The sequence below is a fragment of the Burkholderia sp. AU31624 genome (genome assembly GCF_020420065.1).
Taxonomy (GTDB): Bacteria; Pseudomonadota; Gammaproteobacteria; order Burkholderiales; family Burkholderiaceae; genus Burkholderia.
Genome location: NZ_JAIZRT010000010.1, coordinates 211,847 through 230,032, shown reverse-complemented (window position 1 = coordinate 230,032; position 18,186 = coordinate 211,847). Strand labels below are relative to the sequence as shown.

The following is an 18,186-nucleotide window of genomic DNA, read 5'->3' as shown; positions in this document are numbered from 1 at the left end:
GCGGATCGCGGCCGGGCCCGGATCGGGCGGGCGGCGGATCGTCGTGCGGCGGGCGGAGGCGGGGCGGGCCCGGGCGAGCCGTTCCGGTGCGCTGGCAGCGGCCATGCACGGGAGCGGATGTGCGTATGATGCGGGAATCGAACCATAGCGTCCAAGACTGGATCGTTATGCGCTTCATTGGTAGAACCAATACCTCGGCCGCCATGCTCCTCCGCCACATCCGCTATTTCCTGGCCGTCGCCGAGCAGCGCAGTTTCACGCGCGCGGCCGACGCGCTGCACGTCTCGCAGCCGACGCTGTCGCAGCAGGTGCGCCAGCTCGAGGACACGCTCGGCGTGCCGTTGTTCGACCGCTCGGGCCGCACGGTGCAGCTCACCGAGTTCGGCGAAGTCTATGCGCGCCATGCGCGCGCCGCGCTGCACGAGCTCGATGCGGGGCAGCGCGCGCTGCACGACGTCGCCGATCTCGGCAGCGGGTCGCTGCGGCTCGCGATGATGCCGACCTTCGCGGCCTACCTGAGCGGCTCGCTGATCGACGCGTTCCATGCCGACTATCCGAACGTCGCGCTGACGATCGATGCGATGCCGCAGGCGCGCATCGAGGCGCTGCTCGCCGACGACCGGCTCGACGCCGGCTTCGCGTTCATGCCGCCGCGCGCGCCGGACATCGACGCGCTGCCGCTGTGGGACGAGCCGCTCGCGCTCGTGACGGGCCGCACGCACCGTCTCGCGCGGCGCCGTCGCGCGCTGACGCCGGCCGAGCTCGGCGGCGAGCCGCTGGTGCTGCTGAGCCGCGCGTTCGCGACGCGCGAGCGCATCGACCGGTATTTCATCGAGCACGGCGCGCAGCCGAAGATCGCGATCGAGACGAATACGGTCAGCGCGGTGCTGGAACTCGTGCGGTGCGGCCGGCTCGCGACGGTGCTGCCCGACGCGGTCGCGCGCGAGAGCGCCGACCTGTGCGCGCTGGAGATCGATCCGCCGCTGCCCGCGCGCACGGCCGCGCTGCTCACGCGCAAGGGCGCGTACCGCAGCGTTGCGGCGCGTGCCTTCATCGCGCGTGCGCTCGCGTATCGGGATCCGTCGGGAGGTTGACCGGCAAGACCGGGCGGCGCGCGGGACGGGCGGCCGCCCGGGCCGTCATGTGCGGGGTGTCGGGAAGAAGATGCCCGCGCGCTGCGCGGCGTTCGCGATGTGCGTTTCGATCGCGATGCCGGCGGCGCCCGCATCGCGCGCGATCAGCGCGTCGACGATCGCGCGGTGCTCCTGCCACGTCGACAGCAGTAGCTCGCGCCGGTAGAACGGCATGCGCTGGCTTTCCTTCATGATGTCCGCGCTGCTGCGCAGCACCGATTCGATCGCCGCGTTGCCGGCGAGATGGATGATCCGCATGTGGAAGTCGAAGTCGAGCTGCGACGCCGCGTCGAGTGCGCTTTCGGTGAGCGCGACGTGCAGGTCGGCGAGGTTGTCCTCGAACCATGCGATGTCGTCGTCGCTGACGACGTGCGCGGCCATCCGCGCGGCGAACCCTTCGAGCGCATAGCGCATCTGGTACGTGTCAGGCGGCGACGACTGCTCGGCGAAGCGCCATGCATGCGCGGCCGTGGCCTGCGCGCTTTCGACATACACGCCCTTGCCGGCGCGGATGCGCAGCATCCCGAGCGCCTCGAGCGTCGACAGCGCCTCGCGCAGCGACGCGCGGCTGATCTCCAGCTCCTCGGAGAGCTGGCGCTGGGCCGGCAGCAGGCTGCCGACCGGATAAACGCCTGCCTCGATCCGGTCGCGGATCGTCGCGATGGCGGCGTCGGTCACGGTATGCGGAACGTTTTTCATGATGTGAACTTGGGCCGGTCTGACCGGCATTGTAATCCGCACGCAGGCGGTGCATGGCCGACCTACGGGAAAGCCACGATCCGCCCCTCACGGTGCATCGAAACCAGGGCAAGCAGGGGCGGGAAATCCCTATTTTGTCCGTCCTTGACGTGACTATATCGGCTTCCTACTATCCACCATAACATCACTGGTCTTACCAGTATGAACAGACGAAACTGCAACCGTTGGATCGGGAGAGCGCCGTGTCGAAATTCCTCAATTCGCTGTTTGGCCGGGTAGTCGTCGCATTGATTCTAGGGATCGCGCTCGGCGCGTTCTTCCCGCATTTCGCCGAGTCGTTGCGACCGCTCGGCGACGGCTTCCTGAAGCTGATCAAGATGGTGATCGGGCCGATCGTGTTCTGCGTGGTGGTCAGCGGGATGGCCAACGCGGGCGACCTGAAGAAGGTCGGCCGGGTCGGCCTGAAGGCCGTCATCTACTTCGAGATCATGACGACGCTCGCGCTCGGCATCGGCCTCGTGCTCGCGTGGCTCACGCGCCCGGGCGTCGGGATGAACATCGACCTGCGCTCGCTCGACGCGTCGTCGCTCGCGTCGTACGCGAAGAACGCCGAAAGCCTGAAGGACACGGCCGGCTACCTGATGAAGATCATCCCCGAGACCGCGATCGACGCGTTCGCGAAGGGCGACATCCTGCAGATCCTCGTGTTCGCGGTGCTGTTCGGCTCCGCGCTGTCGCTGCTCGGCGACAAGGCGCAGCGCGTCAACTCGCTGATCGAGGAACTGTCGCACGTGTTCTTCCGGATCATCGGCTTCATCATCAAGCTCGCGCCGCTCGGCGTGCTCGGCGCGATCGCGTTCACGACCGGCAAGTACGGCGTCGCGTCGCTCAAGCAGCTCGGCTACCTGGTCGCGGTGTTCTACCTGAGCTGCTTCGTGTTCGTCACGGTCGTGCTCGGCGCGGTGATGCGGCTCGCGGGCTTCTCGGTGTTCAAGCTGATCCGCTACCTGCGCGAGGAACTGTCGATCGTGCTCGGCACGGCGTCGTCGGACGCGGTGCTGCCGCAGGTGATGCGCAAGCTCGAATACATGGGCGTGAAGGATTCGACGGTCGGCCTCGTGATTCCGACCGGCTATTCGTTCAACCTCGACGGCTTCTCGATCTACCTGACGCTCGCGGTGCTGTTCATCGCACAGGCCACCAACACGCCGCTGTCGACGCATGACCTGATCGTCGTGCTGCTCGTGTCGCTCGTCACGTCGAAGGGCGCGCACGGGATCCCGGGCTCGGCGATCGTGATCCTCGCGGCGACGCTGTCGGCGATCCCCGCGATTCCGGTACTCGGCCTCGTGCTGATCCTGCCGGTCGACTGGTTCGTCGGCATCGCCCGCGCGCTGACCAACCTGATCGGCAACTGCGTCGCGACGGTGGTCGTCGCGGTGTGGGAGAACGACATCGATCGTGCCCGCGCGACCCGCGTGCTGAATCGCGAGCTGCGCTACGTGCCGGCCGAAGAGGAAGGCCGCGCGGCGCCGGTCGCCGGCGACCAGGCTCACGCGCTCTGAGCGCACCCCCGCGCGGGGCGGCTTCCCCTGGTCGTCCCGCGCACCCGAATTCATGCGGCCGGCGCCTCGATGCGCCGGCACGCGATCCAACATCAGGAGACGACATGGCAGCCCCCATCCTCGATCCGAATGCGCCGGCCTTCACGCGGCGTTACATGAACCTCGCCGACCCGCGCCTCGGGGCGCAGGCGCTCTTTGCCAGCGACGAATTCTTCGCGCCGAAGGAGCGCATGCTGAATCCCGAGCCGGCCGTGTTCATCCCCGGCAAGTACGACGACCACGGCAAGTGGATGGACGGCTGGGAAACGCGCCGCAAGCGCACGACCGGCCACGACTTCTGCGTGGTGCGGCTCGCGCGGCCGGGCGTGATCCACGGCATCGACCTCGATACGAGCCACTTCACCGGCAACTTCCCGCCGGCCGCGTCGATCGACGCGTGCGTCGCCGAAGGTGACACGCCGCCTGATGACGCGCAATGGCGCCCGATCATCCCGGCGACGACGCTGCAGGGCAATTCGCATCACTACGTGAGTGTCGACGATGCGCAGCCCTATACGCACCTGCGCGTGAACCTGTACCCGGACGGCGGCCTCGCGCGGCTGCGCGTGTACGGCCAGCCGCAGCGTGACTGGCGCCAGGTGCCGGCCGGCGAGCTCGTCGATCTCGCGGCGATCGAGAACGGCGGCTACCTGGTGGCGGCGAACAACCAGCACTTCGGCCCGGCGTCGCAGATGCTGATGCCGGGGCGCGGCGTGAACATGGGCGACGGCTGGGAAACGCGGCGGCGCCGCGAGCCCGGCAACGACTGGGCGATCGTCGCGCTCGCGCGGCCGGGCATCATCCGGCGCGTCGAGGTCGATACCGCGTTCTTCAAGGGCAATTTCCCCGACCGCTGCTCGCTGCAGGCCGCGCGGGTCGCGGGCGGCACCGACGATTCGCTCGTCACGCAGGCGATGTTCTGGGCCGAACTGCTCGGCGAGCAGAAGCTGCAGATGGACCACGTTCACACGTTCGACCAGCTTGCCGCGCTCGGCCCCGTCACGCACGTGCGTTTCAACATCTTCCCGGACGGCGGCGTGTCGCGCCTGCGTCTGTGGGGCGAGCCGGCTTGAAGGAGGGCAACGGCATGAGCGAATCCCGGATCCTGCGCGTCGAGCGCCTGACGCGCGAAGCGTTCGCGCCGTTCGGCGACGTGATCGCGCTCGAAGGCGCGCGGCATTTTCCGATCAACGGCGGCACGACCGAGCGCTTCCACGATCTCGCGACGATCGACGTATGCGCGGACGGCGGCCGCCCGCTCGTCAGCGTGTTCCGCGCGCAGCCGCGCGCGCTGCCGGTCGCGGTCACGCTGATGGAGCGCCATCCGCACGGCAGCCAGGCATTCATCCCGCTCGCGGCCGTGTCGCGCTACGCGATCGTCGTCGCGCCGGCTGGCGCATTCCGGCCGGACGCGATGCGCGCGTTCCTCGCGGAAGGCTGGCAGGGCGTGAATTATGCGAAGGGCGTCTGGCACCATCCGCTGCTCGCGCTCGACGCGGTCAGCGATTTCGTGATCGTCGATCGCGGCGGGCCGCAGCCGAACTGCGACGAGATCCCGCTCGAGCGTGCGTGGGCGCTCGAGTTCGAGCCGGCCTGCGCGGCCTGACGCAAGGGCAACGTCCGGCTCCGGCTGCCTGACGGCCGCCCGGGCGGGCGTGTCGAAGGGTTGCCGAAAGCCTGGGGCGCACGACCCACGCGACGGTGCGTCGCCGTTATCCCGAAAAGAACACGGCCCGGGCGGCAAGATGCCGGCACGGGCCGTGCTGCGTGCGCGAGGCGCGCGAATCAGTGCTTGCGGTGCGGGCAGTTCTCGGTCGTGCACGAACCGTACATCGCGAGCGAGTGCTCCTGGAGCCGGAAGCCGCGCTCCTTCGCGATCGCCTGCTGGCGGCCTTCGATCTCGGCGTCGAAGAATTCCTCGACACGGCCGCAATCGAGGCACACGAGGTGATCGTGGTGCGAGCCTTCGTTCAGTTCGAACACGGCCTTGCCGGATTCGAAGTTGCTGCGCGTGAGCAGGCCGGCCTGCTCGAACTGCGTCAGCACGCGGTAGACGGTGGCCAGCCCGATGTCGAGCTGCTCGTTGAGCAGGTTCCGGTAGACGTCTTCTGCCGTCAGGTGGCGCACCGGGCTTTGCTGGAAGATCTCGAGAATCTTGAGGCGCGGTAGGGTGGCCTTTAGCCCGATATTCTTGAGATCCGTCGGATTGGTCATGGCTAGGCATCCCTAGAGTACAATGCAGGGCTTCAATGTTACCGGCTTTTCGCCGTTCCAGAAACACGCGCGGCCTGCACACGGGCCTGCACGGTGAGGGAAATGATTCCAGAATCTCTTTCGCACTTTCAGAGGAGCCGCATGCGGAGTGTCATCATCGCTGCCGCCGCCGTTGCCGCGCTGGCTGGTTGTTCGTCGTACGACAGCGTGACGCAGCGCATCGCGCAGAGCATCACCCCCTACCGGATCACCGTCGTGCAAGGCAACTTCGTGTCGCAGGAGAAGGCCGCGCAGCTGCAGGTCGGCATGTCGCGCGAGCAGGTGCGCGCGTTGCTCGGCACCCCGTTGCTGGCCGACATGTTCCACGCCGACCGTTGGGACTACCTCTTTTACTTCAAGCGCGGCTCGACGGCAGTCGTCCAGCAGCGCGATCTCGTCGTGACGTTCTCGGGCGATCGCCTGGCGAGCTGGACGGGGGCGGACAACCTGCCTTCGGAACTCGACCTGCTGGCCGATATCGACGGCGACCGCGGCGGCAAGAAGGCGAAGGCGGCCGCAGCGGCGAAGAAGGCCGCCGAGGCCGCCGCCGCCGCGAGCGCCGCGCAAGCGGCCGCGAGCGCGCCGGCGCCGGACGCTGTCGCCAGCCCGTCCACCGTGCCGGCGTCCGCCGCGGTGGTCGACCAGGATGCGAACGCGCAGGCCGCCCGCGCGGCGAACCGCGCGACCAACCAGGTGTCGGGGCAGGGTTCGGGTTCGCGCCGGTTCACGCCGGCCGCGAAAGCCTCGGCCGGCGCGCCGGTGCCGGGCGGCCAGCCGCCGGGCGCCGCGCCGGCGATCCAGCCGCAGTTCCAGTTCCATCGGCCGCCGCAGCCGAACGCGTCGAACGAGGCTGCGCCGCCGGTCGGCCCGCAAGGCTCGGACAACCTGCAGAACCAGCCGCTCACCGCGCCGGCGCAGTAAGCAGCCGGCGTGCGGAAACAGGGCGGCATGCGCCGCCCGCTTTTATACCTGTCGTGTAGAAAGCCATGAAGATTGCGATTGCCGGGGCATCGGGCCGAATGGGCCGGATGCTGATCGAAGCCGTTCTCAACGATGCCGACGCGCAGCTCGTCGGTGCGCTCGACCGCGCCGATTCGCCGTTCCTCGGCCAGGACGCCGGCGCGTTCCTCGGCAAGGAAACCGGGGTCAAGCTCACCGCCGACCTCGACGCCGTGTTCGCGCAGGCCGACACCCTGATCGATTTCACGCGTCCGGAAGGCACGATGGCCCATATCGAGGCCGCGCTGCGCCACGACGTGAAGCTCGTGATCGGCACGACCGGCTTCACCGCCGAGCAGAAGGCCGAGTTGCAAGCGGCGGCGGGCAAGATCGGCATCGTGTTCGCGGCGAACATGAGCGTCGGCGTGAACGTCACGCTGAAGCTGCTCGAATTCGCGGCGAAGCATTTCTCGCATGGCTACGACATCGAGATCATCGAGGCGCATCACCGCCACAAGGTCGACGCGCCGTCGGGCACCGCGCTGATGATGGGCGAAGCCGTCGCCGGCGCGCTCGGGCGCTCGCTCGACGATTGCGCGGTGTACGGCCGCCACGGCGTGACGGGCGAGCGCGATCCGTCGTCGATCGGCTTTGCCGCGGTGCGCGGCGGCGACATCGTCGGCGATCACACCGTGCTGTTCGCCGGGATCGGCGAGCGCATCGAGATCACGCACAAGTCGTCGAGCCGCGTGTCGTACGCGCAGGGCGCGTTGCGCGCGGTCCACTTCCTGTCGGCGCGCGGCGCCGGCCTGTTCGACATGCAGGACGTGCTCGGCCTGCGCTGACACCACGGGGAAACTCCGATGGCGATACCCACCGGCGTTGTCCACTACCTCGAAAGCGGCGATGCGATCACGCATGCCGTCGCCTATGTGCTGCTGGCGATGTCCGTCGCCAGCTGGTGCTTCCTCCTCATGAAAGCCTGGCTCCTGGTTCGCGCGAAGCGGCAGGGGCCGCGCGCGCTCGCCGCGTTCTGGCGCGCGCCGTCGCTCGACGCGGGCATCGCCGCGCTCGCCGGCGCCGATCGCGAGCGCGTGTTCGTGCCGCTCGCCGAAGCCGCGCGCGATGCGGCCGACGACCACGACCCGGCTGCCCTGGCCGCTCGGGTCGAGCGCAACGAACGCGTGCTGCGCGCGTTGCGGCACGCGATGCTGCGCTCGCAGCGGCGCCTCGAATTCGGCCAGGTGCTGCTCGCGTCGATCGGCAGCACCGCACCGTTCGTCGGGCTGCTCGGCACCGTGTGGGGCATCTACCACGCGCTCGGCAGCATCGCCGCGAGCGGGCAGGCGCAGATCGAGAACGTCGCGGGGCCGGTCGGCGAGGCGCTGATCATGACCGCGTTCGGGCTCGTCGTCGCGATTCCCGCGGTGCTGGCCTACAACATCCTCGGGCGGCTCGTGCGGCAGCTCGCCGAGGAACTCGACGGCTTCGCGCGCGACCTGCACGTGTTCGTGTGCGCGCAGGAAGCCTGACGCGTCCATTCCGGAGGAGCGACCATGGCATTCGGCGGACTCGAGCACCACAAGACGTCCGCGCCGATGGCGGAGATCAACATGACCCCGCTGATCGACGTGATGCTGGTGCTGCTCGTCATCTTCATCATCACCGCGCCGCTGATGACGCACGCGATCCGGCTCGACTTGCCGAAGGTCGCGGCCAGCGTCGCGCGCGACACGCCGCAATCCGTCACCTTGTCGATCGACGACGCGGGCAAGCTGTACTGGGACGACGCACCGGTCACGCTCGACGCGCTGCCCGCGCGCTTCCGGGCCGCCGCCGCGGGCGGCGCGCCGCCCGAGCTGCGGCTGCGCGCATCGCGGGCGACCCGCTACGACGTGATCGCGCAGGTGATGGGCGCCGCGCAGGCCGCCGGCCTCACGCGGATCGGCTTCGTGACCGACGTGCCGCCGCAGGCGGGCGGTTCCGCGGCGGCGCCCGCCGTGCCGGCCAACCGCTGAGCGGAGCCGGCGGGCCTGTCCCGGCCGCGGGATCGGGCCGCCCCGCCGCAAGACCGGTCGAATGGGCCGGCGCGGGCGGTATAATCAACGTTTTTCCCGGTTGGCAGGCTTTTTTCAGGTAACCCGGAATTTTCCAGGCTACCCGGGCATGCTGCGGGTTACCCGGAAAATGCCCGGAAACCGCGAACAGGTCCGGCAACAGCGAACCTGCAGGTCCGCCGGGCAAGCACGATTTTCGATCCACTCCTGCGCGCGCGCCGTCGCGTCGCTTAAAGCCTAGTCCGAACCACACCATGCACGAGAGATACGTACCCGCCGACGTCGAAGCCGCCGCCCAGGGCGACTGGCGCGCAGCCGATGCCTACAAGACGAAGGAAGATTCGCAGAAGCCGAAGTTCTACTGCGTGTCGATGCTGCCGTACCCGTCCGGCAAGCTGCACATGGGTCACGTGCGCAACTACACGATCAACGACGTGATGTACCGCTATCTGCGGATGAACGGCTACAACACGCTGATGCCGATGGGCTGGGACGCGTTCGGGATGCCGGCCGAGAACGCCGCGATGGCGAACGGCGTGCCGCCCGCGAAGTGGACCTACGACAACATCGACTACATGAAGCGCCAGATGCAGTCGATGGGCCTCGCGATCGACTGGTCGCGCGAAATCGCGACGTGCAAGCCCGACTACTACAAGTGGAACCAGTGGCTGTTCCTGAAGATGCTCGAAAAGGGCATCGCGTACAAGAAGACGGGCACCGTGAACTGGGACCCGGTCGACCAGACCGTGCTCGCGAACGAGCAGGTGATCGACGGCCGCGGCTGGCGCTCGGGCGCGCTCGTCGAGAAGCGCGAGATCCCGATGTACTACCTGCGCATCACGCAGTACGCGGATGAGCTGCTGAACGACCTCGACGGCCTCGGCTGGCCCGAGCGCGTGAAGATCATGCAGCAGAACTGGATCGGCAAGAGCTTCGGCGTGAACTTCGGCTTCCCGTACGAACTCGACGGCGAGAAGAAGCTGCTGCGCGTGTTCACGACGCGCGCCGACACGATCATGGGCGTCACCTTCTGCGCGATCGCGGCCGAGCATCCGCTCGCCACGCGCCTCGCGCAGGACAAGCCCGAACTGCTCGCGTTCATCGACGAATGCAAGCGCGGCGGCGTCGCCGAGGCCGACGTCGCGACGATGGAGAAGAAGGGCGTCGCGACGGGCTTCTCGGTCACGCACCCGCTCACCGGCGAGCCGGTCGAGGTGTGGATCGGCAACTATGTGCTGATGAGCTATGGCGAAGGCGCGGTGATGGGCGTGCCGGGCCACGACGAGCGCGATTTTGCGTTCGCGAAGAAATACGACCTGCCGATCAAGCAGGTGATCTCGGCCGAAGGCCAGCAATACTCGCTCGACGCCTGGCAGGAGTGGTACGGCGACAAGGAAATCGCGGTCTGCGTGAACAGCGGCAAGTACGACGGCCTGCGCTACGCGGAAGCGGTCGACGCGGTCGCGGCCGACCTGAACGCCGGCGGCTTCGGCGACAAGCAGGTCACGTGGCGCCTGCGCGACTGGGGCGTGTCGCGCCAGCGCTACTGGGGCACGCCGATCCCGATCATCCACTGCCCGTCGTGCGGCGACGTGCCGGTGCCCGAGCAGGATCTCCCCGTCGTGCTGCCGGAAGACCTCGTGCCGGACGGCTCGGGCAACCCGCTCGCGAAGTCGGAAGCGTTCCTGAACTGCACGTGCCCGAAGTGCGGCGCGGCGGCCAAGCGCGAAACCGACACGATGGACACCTTCGTCGATTCGTCGTGGTACTTCTCGCGCTACACGGCGCCGGACGCCGAGACGATGGTCGACGCGCGCACCGACTACTGGATGCCGATGGACCAGTACATCGGCGGCATCGAGCACGCGATCCTGCACCTGCTGTACTCGCGCTTCTGGACCAAGGTGATGCGCGACCTCGGCCTCGTGAAGTTCGGCGAGCCGGCGAAGAACCTGCTCACGCAGGGCATGGTGCTGAACGAGACGTACTACCGCGAGGACGCATCGGGCAAGAAGACCTGGTACAACCCGCTCGACGTGACGGTCACGCACGACGACAAGGGCCGCCCGGTCGGCGCGACGCTGAACGCGGACGGCCAGCCGGTCGTGCTCGGCGGCATCGAGAAGATGTCGAAGTCGAAGAACAACGGTGTCGATCCGCAGCTGTTGATCGACCAGTACGGCGCCGATACCGCGCGCCTGTTCACGATGTTCGCCGCGCCGCCCGAGCAGCAGCTCGAGTGGTCGGGTGCGGGCGTCGAGGGCGCGAGCCGCTTCCTGCGCCGCGTGTGGAGCTTCGGCGCGACGAACCGCGAAGCGCTCGCCGCGCGCGCGGGCTTCGATGCGGCCGCGCTCGGCGAAGCCGACAAGGCGCTGCGCCGCGAGATCTACAGCGTGCTGAAGCAGGCCGATTTCGACTACCAGCGCCTGCAGTACAACACGGTCGTGTCGGCCGCGATGAAGATGCTGAACGCGATCGACGGTGCGAAGGGCGCGACGCCCGGCGTGCTGCGTGAAACGTACGGCGTGCTGCTGCGCGTGCTGTACCCGGTCGTGCCGCACGTCACGTTCGAGCTGTGGAAGGCGCTCGGCTACGCGGACGAATTCGGCCCGCTGCTCGACGCACCGTGGCCGAAGGTCGACGAGGCCGCGCTCGAGCAGGCCGAGATCGAACTCGTGCTGCAGGTAAACGGCAAGGTGCGCGGCGCGCTGAAGGTGGCGAAGGACGCGAGCCGCGAGGCGATCGAAGCCGCGGCAGTGGCCGACGACGCGTTCGCGAAGTTCAGCGACGGCAAGCCGGCGAAGAAGATCGTCGTCGTACCGGGCCGCCTCGTGAACATCGTCGTTTGACGGCCGCCGGCCATCGGACGTACCCAGAAGGAGCGAAGGTGATCCGCAGATCGTTTTTGATGCTCGCTGTCGGCAGCGCGGTTGCGCTGTCGGCATGCGGCTTCCAGTTGCGCGGCCAGCAGGACTACGCGTTCAAGCACCTGCTGATCGCCGGCGCGCCGGCGCCGGTCGAGGCGCGCCTCGTGCGCCTCGTCGAGGCCGGCAGCGACACGAAGATCGTCAAGTCGGCGGACGACGCCGACGCCGTGCTGACCATGTGGGAATCGCGTGGCCAGAACACGCTGACGCTCAACAAGTACGGTTCGGCGCAGGAATACGCGCTCTTCTATACGTTGCGTTATCAGTTGACGAGCAAGGACGGCACCGTGCTGATCCCGCCGAGCGTGATCGCGCTGAACCGTGCGATGACGTACAGCGATCAGTACACGAACGCGAAGGCGCAGGAAGCGGACCTCCTGTACGCCGACATGCAGAGCGACGCGGTCGACCAACTGATGCGGCGTCTCGCGATCGTCCATTCGCTGACGCCGGCGCCGGAAGACGTGGTGCCGGGCGTCGCACCGCGCGCGCCGCTGCCGCCGCCGCCGCTCTGATCGACGGCGCACGTATCGATGCAACTGCGACTTGATGCGCTGGAGCCGCACCTCGCGAAGGGGTTGGCCGGGCTCTATACCGTCTACGGCGACGAGCCGCTGCTCGCGCAGGAGGCGTGCGACCGCATTCGTGCGGCCGCGCGCGCGGCCGGCTTCACCGAGCGTTCGGTGCATACGGTCGAGCGCGGCTTCGACTGGAGCGTGCTGCTCGGCGCGACCCAGGCGATGTCGCTGTTCGGCGAGCGCCAGCTGATCGAGCTGCGCATTCCGTCGGGCAAGCCCGGCAAGGAAGGCGCCGATGCGCTGAAGACGCTCGCGGCCACGCCGAACCCGGACGCGCTGATGCTCGTCACGCTGCCGCGCCTCGACGCGGCCACGCAGAAATCCGCGTGGTTCACCGCGCTGCAGAACGGCGGCGTCGCGCTGAAGATCGATCCGGTCGACCGCGCGCAGCTGCCGAACTGGATCGGCCAGCGCCTCGCGCTGCAGGGCCAGCGCGCCGCGCCCGGCGAGGACGGGCGGCGCGCGCTGCAGTTCATCGCCGAGCGCGTCGAAGGCAACCTGCTCGCCGCGCACCAGGAAATCCAGAAGCTCGGGCTGCTGTATCCGCAGGGTGCGCTGTCGTTCGAGCAGGTGCACGACGCGGTGCTGAACGTTGCGCGTTACGACGTCTTCAAGCTGAACGAAGCCATGCTCGCCGGCGATGCCGCGCGGCTCGCGCGGATGATCGACGGGTTGAAGGGCGAGGGCGAGGCGATCGTGCTCGTGATGTGGGCCGTCGTCGAGGAATTGCGCACGCTGCTGCGGATCAAGCGCGGCACGACGGCCGGCAAGCCGCTCGCGACGCTGCTGCGCGAGAACCGCGTGTGGGGGCCGCGCGAGCGGCTGATCGGTCCCGCGCTGAATCGCGTGTCCGAAGCCGTGCTCGAGAAGGCGCTCGCGTTTGCCGCGAAGCTCGACCGTCAGGTCAAGGGGCTCACGGCCGTCGCGCCGGGCCGCCGTACGCAGGACGAACCGCCGCCCGATCCGTGGGACGGGCTGTTCCAGCTCGCGATGACGGTGGCCGGTGCCCGCGGCGAGCGACCGCCGACCGCGGGGCGCGTGCGACGCTAAGTCCCGTTCGGGCCTTCAGCGCGCGCTGCGCAACCCGCTTACAATGTTTCGATGGCTGGCGCGGCCTTCCGGCCGCCGCCGCTCACGCTTCCCCACGAATTCATGCCGCCCCGCGCGGCGCGCTTCTCGAGTCACACGATGGATATCGATCAGTACATGACCGACCTGGGCCGTCGCGCCCGGCACGCTTCCCGCGCGATGGCGCGCGCCAGCACGGCGGCGAAGAACGCGGCGCTCGACGCCGTGGCGCGCGCGATCGAACGCGACGCACAGGTGCTGAAGGACGCGAATGCGCGCGATGTCGCCCGTGCCCGTGAAAAGGGTCTCGATGCGGCGTTCGTCGATCGCCTGACGCTGTCGGACAAGGCACTGAAGACGATGGTCGAAGGCTTGCGCCAGGTGGCGTCGCTGGCCGATCCGATCGGCGAGATCAGCAACCTCAAGTACCGCCCGAGCGGCATCCAGGTCGGCCAGATGCGGGTGCCGCTCGGCGTGATCGGCATCATCTACGAATCGCGCCCGAACGTGACGATCGACGCGGCCGCGCTGTGCCTGAAGTCGGGCAACGCGACGATCCTGCGCGGCGGCTCCGAAGCGCTCGAATCGAACGCGGCGCTCGCGAAGCTGATCGGCGAAGGGCTCGAGGCAGCCGGCCTGCCGCAGGACGCGGTACAGGTCGTCGCGACGGCCGATCGCGCGGCGGTCGGCAAGCTGATCACGATGACCGAATACGTCGACGTGATCGTGCCGCGCGGCGGCAAGAGCCTGATCGAGCGCCTGATCAACGAGGCGCGCGTGCCGATGATCAAGCACCTCGACGGCATCTGCCACGTGTACGTCGACGATCGCGCGGATCTCGCCAAGGCGCTGACCGTCTGCGACAACGCGAAGACGCACCGCTACGGCACCTGCAACACGATGGAGACGCTGCTCGTCGCGAGCGGTGTCGCGGCAACGCTGCTGCCGCCGCTCGGCAAGCTGTATCGCGACAAGCAGGTCGAGCTGCGCGTCGATGCGGCCGCGCGCGCGGTGCTCGCCGATGCGGGCGTCGGTCCGCTCGTCGACGCCACCGAGGAAGACTGGCACACCGAGTATCTCGCGCCGGTGCTCGCGATCAAGGTCGTCGACGGCCTCGACGCCGCGATCGAGCACATCAATCACTACGGCTCGCACCACACGGATGCGATCGTCACCGAGGATCACGACCGCGCGATGCGGTTCCTGCGCGAGGTCGATTCGGCGAGCGTGATGGTCAACGCATCGACGCGCTTCGCGGACGGCTTCGAATTCGGCCTCGGCGCGGAAATCGGCATCTCGAACGACAAGCTGCACGCACGCGGCCCCGTCGGCCTGGAAGGCTTGACGTCGCTGAAGTACGTCGTGCTCGGACACGGCGAAGGCCGCCAATAAACAGCGAGGCGCACAATCGATGGCGATGCTCTGGGTCAAGACGTTCCATATCGTTCTGATCGCCGCGTGGTTTGCAGGGTTGTTCTACCTGCCGCGCATCTACGTAAACCTGGCCATGGAAACCGATCCGGCCGCCGTGCGTCGCCTGCTGCTGATGGCGCGCAAGCTGTTCCGCTTCATGACGATGATTGCGGTGCCGGCGCTGGCCTGCGGGCTGTGGCTCTGGCTGTCGATCGGCATCGGGCAGGGGCAGGGCTGGATTCACGCGAAGGTGACGGTCGTGCTGCTGCTGATCGTCTATCACGCGTATTGCGGGCACCTGCTGCGAGTGTTCGAGCGCGGCGAGAACCGCCGCACCGACAAGTGGTATCGCGTGTTCAACGAGCTGCCGGTGCTCGGCATGCTCGCGGCGGTCGCGCTGGTCGTGATCAAGCCGTTCTGAGCGGCATGGCCGGCGAGGTTGCCGGCGCTGCCTGACACGCAACGGCGCCCCGCGGGGCGCCGTTTGTCGTTTACGGTTCATGCGCGCGGTCGGCGCGGCGTCTGCTCAATCCTTCGTGCCGTCGTCGATCCGGCGGCGCGTGATCGCCTCCTTCGCACGGCCGACCCGTTCCATCAGTGCGGGGCCGCGTGACAGCGCGACGCCGACCGCGAGGATGTCGCCGATCGCGAGATGCGACATCCGCGACGTCATCGGCGAGAACACGTCGGTTTCCTCCGCGACGTTCGACGCGAGACTCACCGTCGCAAGCTTCGCGAGCGGCGAATGGCTCTGCGTGATCGCGACGACCTTCGCGCCGCACGCGAGCGCGGAGCGTGCGGCGTCGACGATGTCGCGCGTGCGGCCGGTGTTCGAGATCGCGACGACGACGTCGTGCGGGCCGAGCAGCGCCGACGACATCGAGAACGTGTGCGGATCCGAATACGCGACGCTCGGCACGCCGAGCCGGAAGAACTTGTGCTGGATGTCCTGCGCGGCGATACCGGAGCCGCCGGCGCCGTAGAACTCGATCCGCGACGCGTTCGACAGCAACCCGATCGCCTCGGCGACGCTGCCGGCGGACAGGCTGTTGCGCACCTCGATCAGTGCGCCGATCGTGCGGTCGAACACCTTGCCGATGATGCCGGGCGCCGGTTCGTCGGGCTCGACGTCGCGATAGACCGACGACACGCCCGGAGCGACGCTCTGCGCGAGCCGGATCTTGAATTCGCGAAAGCCGCTGCAGCCGAGCGCCTGGCAGAAACGGGCGATCGTCGGCTGGCTGACGCCCGCGCGCGTCGACAGCTCGGTCATCGCGAGGTCGAGCACCTCGCGCGGCGCGGCGAGGATGTAGTCGGCGAGCTTGCGCTCGGACGGGCGCAACTCGGTGCGGATCGCTTCAATGCGGGGCAGCATGGGACGGCAGGCGGAAATCGGGTTCGGATGAGCGAGTGTATCGCAATCGAATTGTAGAAAATCTACAGGAAAATACTAGCGCGTACGTAATGCTTTCATTGCGGAGAATTAGGGTTTTCACTAGGTGACGCCTTGCTGGTGGCGGGAATGAGGGTTGCGGGGCGATGAATCCGCATTGCATGCTTGTAGTTTTTCTACTAGACTGGCTTCGTTCTGTCGATGCATTCGACCGTCCCCACGATTCCAACCGCCGGTGTCGGCCGGCATACAGGAGCGCCCAGCATGACGTCGCTGCACCCCACTCTGGCGAAGGTCACCGAACGCGTGATCGCCCGCAGCCAATCGACCCGTTCCGCCTATCTGCAGCGCATCGACGGCGCGCAGGGCAAGTTCCCGGCACGCGGCGCGCTATCGTGCGCGAACCTCGCGCACGGCTTCGCCGGCCTCGAGGGTAACGACAAGTTCTCGATCAAGGCGATCCGCGAGCCGAACATCGGCATCGTGTCCTCGTACAACGAGATGCTGTCCGCGCACGCGCCGTACAAGGATTTCCCCGAGATCATCAAGGCGGCCGCGCGCGAGAACGGCGGGGTCGCGCAGTTCGCGGGCGGCGTGCCGGCGATGTGCGACGGCGTCACGCAGGGCAACCCGGGGATGGAGCTGTCGCTGTTCTCGCGCGAGGCGATCGCGATGGGCACGGCGATCGCGCTCACGCACAACATGTTCGACGCCGCGCTCTGCCTCGGCATCTGCGACAAGATCGTGCCGGGCCTGCTGATCGGCGCGCTGCAGTTCGGCCACCTGCCGACGATCTTCGTGCCGGCCGGCCCGATGACGAGCGGCCTGTCGAACGACGACAAGGCGAAGATCCGCCAGCAGTTCGCGACCGGCCAGGTCGGCCGCGACGCGCTGCTCGAAGCCGAATCCGCCGCCTATCACGGCCACGGCACCTGCACGTTCTACGGCACCGCGAACAGCAACCAGATGCTGATGGAGCTGATGGGGCTGCACCTGCCGGGCTCGGCATTCGTCCACCCGCACACGCCGCTGCGCACCGCGCTCACCGCCGAGGCTGCGCGCCGCGTGCTCGACCTGACCGTCGAGCGCGGCCACTACACGCCGATCGGCCACGTGATCGACGAGAAGGCGATCGTCAACGGGATCGTCGCGCTGCTCGCGACGGGCGGCTCGACCAACCACACGCTGCACCTCGTCGCGATCGCGCGCGCGGCCGGCATCCTGATCGACTGGAACGATTTCGACGAACTGTCGGCGGTCGTGCCGCTGCTCGCGAAGATCTACCCGAACGGCAAGGCCGACGTGAACCATTTCCACGCGGCGGGCGGGGTGGCCTTCCTGGTACGCAACCTGCTCGAAGGCGGGCTGCTGCACGAGGACGTGACGACGGTCGCCGGCAAGGGTCTGTCGCACTACACGAAGGAGCCGAAGCTGATCGACGGCAAGCTGACGTGGGTCGACGGCGCGGCCGAGAGCCACGACACGAAGGTGCTGCGCGGCATCCGCGACCCGTTCCAGCCGGACGGTGGCCTGCGCCTGATGCAGGGCCGCCTCGGCCGCGGCGTGATCAAGATTTCGGCGGTCGCGCCCGAGCACCGCAAGGTGACCGCGCCCGCGATCGTGTTCGATTCGCAGGAAGCCGTGCAGGAAGCATTCGATCGCGGCGAGCTGAAGCGCGATTTCGTCGCGGTGGTGCGCTTCCAGGGCGCGCGCGCGAACGGGATGCCCGAGCTGCACCGTTTGACGCCGCTGCTCGGCGTGCTGCAGGATCAGGGCTTCCACGTCGCGCTGGTCACCGACGGCCGCATGTCGGGCGCGTCGGGCAAGGTGCCGGCCGTGATCCACGTGTCGCCGGAAGCGCTGCTGGCCGGCCCGCTCGGCAAGGTGAAGACGGGCGATACGCTCGTGATCGACGCGGAAGCCGGTGTACTCGACATCGAGGTCGACGCCGCCGAGTGGCAGGCGCGCCCGGTCGCGCAGCCGCTGCACCAGGCCGAGAACGAGGTCGGTTTCGGGCGTGAACTGTTCGGCGTGTTCCGTGCGGCCGCCGCGCCGGCCGAGCAGGGCGCATCGGTTTTCGGCGCGCTGGTCGGCGAAACGGCCGCCCACGTCGCCGCATGAA

General features: G+C 68.3%; 17 protein-coding genes. 14 read left to right on the top strand and 3 right to left on the bottom strand.

Features of this window, described 5'->3' with window-relative positions; all coding sequences use genetic code 11:
- The first annotated feature begins 203 nt into the window (after nt 1–203).
- Nucleotides 204–1,094: a transcriptional regulator CynR gene (gene cynR / locus LGM89_RS31540; protein WP_226275030.1), complete on the top strand. Its 891-nt coding sequence runs from the start codon at nt 204–206 to the stop codon at nt 1,092–1,094.
- 45 nt (nt 1,095–1,139) lie between these two features.
- Here cynR and LGM89_RS31535 read toward each other — a convergent pair whose 3' ends face one another.
- Complete coding sequence (locus tag LGM89_RS31535) at nt 1,140–1,862, bottom strand: FadR/GntR family transcriptional regulator (RefSeq protein WP_089439216.1); 723 nt, start codon at nt 1,860–1,862, stop codon at nt 1,140–1,142.
- Between the two features lie 212 nt (nt 1,863–2,074).
- On the opposite strand from LGM89_RS31535, the gene LGM89_RS31530 reads away from it, so the two are divergent.
- From LGM89_RS31530 to LGM89_RS31520, 3 genes are all read left to right on the top strand, one after another.
- Nucleotides 2,075–3,397: a C4-dicarboxylate transporter DctA gene (locus LGM89_RS31530; RefSeq protein ID WP_046546282.1), complete on the top strand. Its 1,323-nt coding sequence runs from the start codon at nt 2,075–2,077 to the stop codon at nt 3,395–3,397.
- A gap of 104 nt (nt 3,398–3,501) precedes the next feature.
- A complete protein-coding gene (gene alc, locus LGM89_RS31525; protein WP_226275028.1) occupies nt 3,502–4,509 on the top strand; it encodes an allantoicase in 1,008 nt (335 codons plus the stop codon).
- 14 nt (nt 4,510–4,523) lie between these two features.
- A complete protein-coding gene (locus LGM89_RS31520; RefSeq protein WP_089494087.1) occupies nt 4,524–5,042 on the top strand; it encodes an ureidoglycolate lyase in 519 nt (172 codons plus the stop codon).
- 179 nt (nt 5,043–5,221) lie between these two features.
- Here LGM89_RS31520 and fur read toward each other — a convergent pair whose 3' ends face one another.
- Nucleotides 5,222–5,650 carry a ferric iron uptake transcriptional regulator gene (gene fur / locus LGM89_RS31515; protein ID WP_011350926.1) on the bottom strand — a complete coding sequence of 143 codons (429 nt, stop codon included), beginning with the start codon at nt 5,648–5,650 and terminating at the stop codon, nt 5,222–5,224.
- 141 nt (nt 5,651–5,791) lie between these two features.
- Between fur and bamE the strand changes: the two genes are divergently transcribed.
- From bamE to LGM89_RS31470, 9 genes are all read left to right on the top strand, one after another.
- On the top strand, nt 5,792–6,610 hold the full coding sequence (gene bamE / locus LGM89_RS31510) for an outer membrane protein assembly factor BamE (protein WP_089424478.1): 819 nt from the start codon (nt 5,792–5,794) through the stop codon (nt 6,608–6,610).
- Between the two features lie 65 nt (nt 6,611–6,675).
- Nucleotides 6,676–7,473, top strand: a complete 798-nt coding sequence (gene dapB / locus LGM89_RS31505) for a 4-hydroxy-tetrahydrodipicolinate reductase (RefSeq protein ID WP_089424479.1) — start codon at nt 6,676–6,678, stop codon at nt 7,471–7,473.
- Nucleotides 7,474–7,491: 18 nt separating this feature from the next.
- Entirely contained in the window at nt 7,492–8,160 is a 669-nt protein-coding gene (locus tag LGM89_RS31500; protein WP_226275026.1) for a MotA/TolQ/ExbB proton channel family protein, read from the top strand.
- Nucleotides 8,161–8,184: 24 nt separating this feature from the next.
- A complete protein-coding gene (locus LGM89_RS31495; RefSeq protein ID WP_089494089.1) occupies nt 8,185–8,646 on the top strand; it encodes an ExbD/TolR family protein in 462 nt (153 codons plus the stop codon).
- 293 nt (nt 8,647–8,939) lie between these two features.
- A complete protein-coding gene (gene leuS, locus LGM89_RS31490; protein ID WP_089494090.1) occupies nt 8,940–11,534 on the top strand; it encodes a leucine--tRNA ligase in 2,595 nt (864 codons plus the stop codon).
- Between the two features lie 38 nt (nt 11,535–11,572).
- A complete protein-coding gene (gene lptE, locus LGM89_RS31485) occupies nt 11,573–12,127 on the top strand; it encodes an LPS assembly lipoprotein LptE (protein WP_089494091.1) in 555 nt (184 codons plus the stop codon).
- Between the two features lie 18 nt (nt 12,128–12,145).
- Complete coding sequence (gene holA / locus LGM89_RS31480) at nt 12,146–13,240, top strand: DNA polymerase III subunit delta (RefSeq protein ID WP_175238201.1); 1,095 nt, start codon at nt 12,146–12,148, stop codon at nt 13,238–13,240.
- 138 nt (nt 13,241–13,378) lie between these two features.
- Nucleotides 13,379–14,650, top strand: a complete 1,272-nt coding sequence (locus tag LGM89_RS31475) for a glutamate-5-semialdehyde dehydrogenase (RefSeq protein WP_089472143.1) — start codon at nt 13,379–13,381, stop codon at nt 14,648–14,650.
- 19 nt (nt 14,651–14,669) lie between these two features.
- Nucleotides 14,670–15,092 carry a CopD family protein gene (locus LGM89_RS31470; RefSeq protein ID WP_011350935.1) on the top strand — a complete coding sequence of 141 codons (423 nt, stop codon included), beginning with the start codon at nt 14,670–14,672 and terminating at the stop codon, nt 15,090–15,092.
- A gap of 105 nt (nt 15,093–15,197) precedes the next feature.
- Here the strand turns inward: LGM89_RS31470 and LGM89_RS31465 are convergent, their stop codons facing one another.
- Entirely contained in the window at nt 15,198–16,046 is an 849-nt protein-coding gene (locus tag LGM89_RS31465; protein WP_039361495.1) for a MurR/RpiR family transcriptional regulator, read from the bottom strand.
- Between the two features lie 282 nt (nt 16,047–16,328).
- On the opposite strand from LGM89_RS31465, the gene edd reads away from it, so the two are divergent.
- On the top strand, nt 16,329–18,185 hold the full coding sequence (gene edd, locus LGM89_RS31460; protein WP_175238200.1) for a phosphogluconate dehydratase: 1,857 nt from the start codon (nt 16,329–16,331) through the stop codon (nt 18,183–18,185).
- Nucleotide 18,186 lies beyond the last annotated feature (1 nt).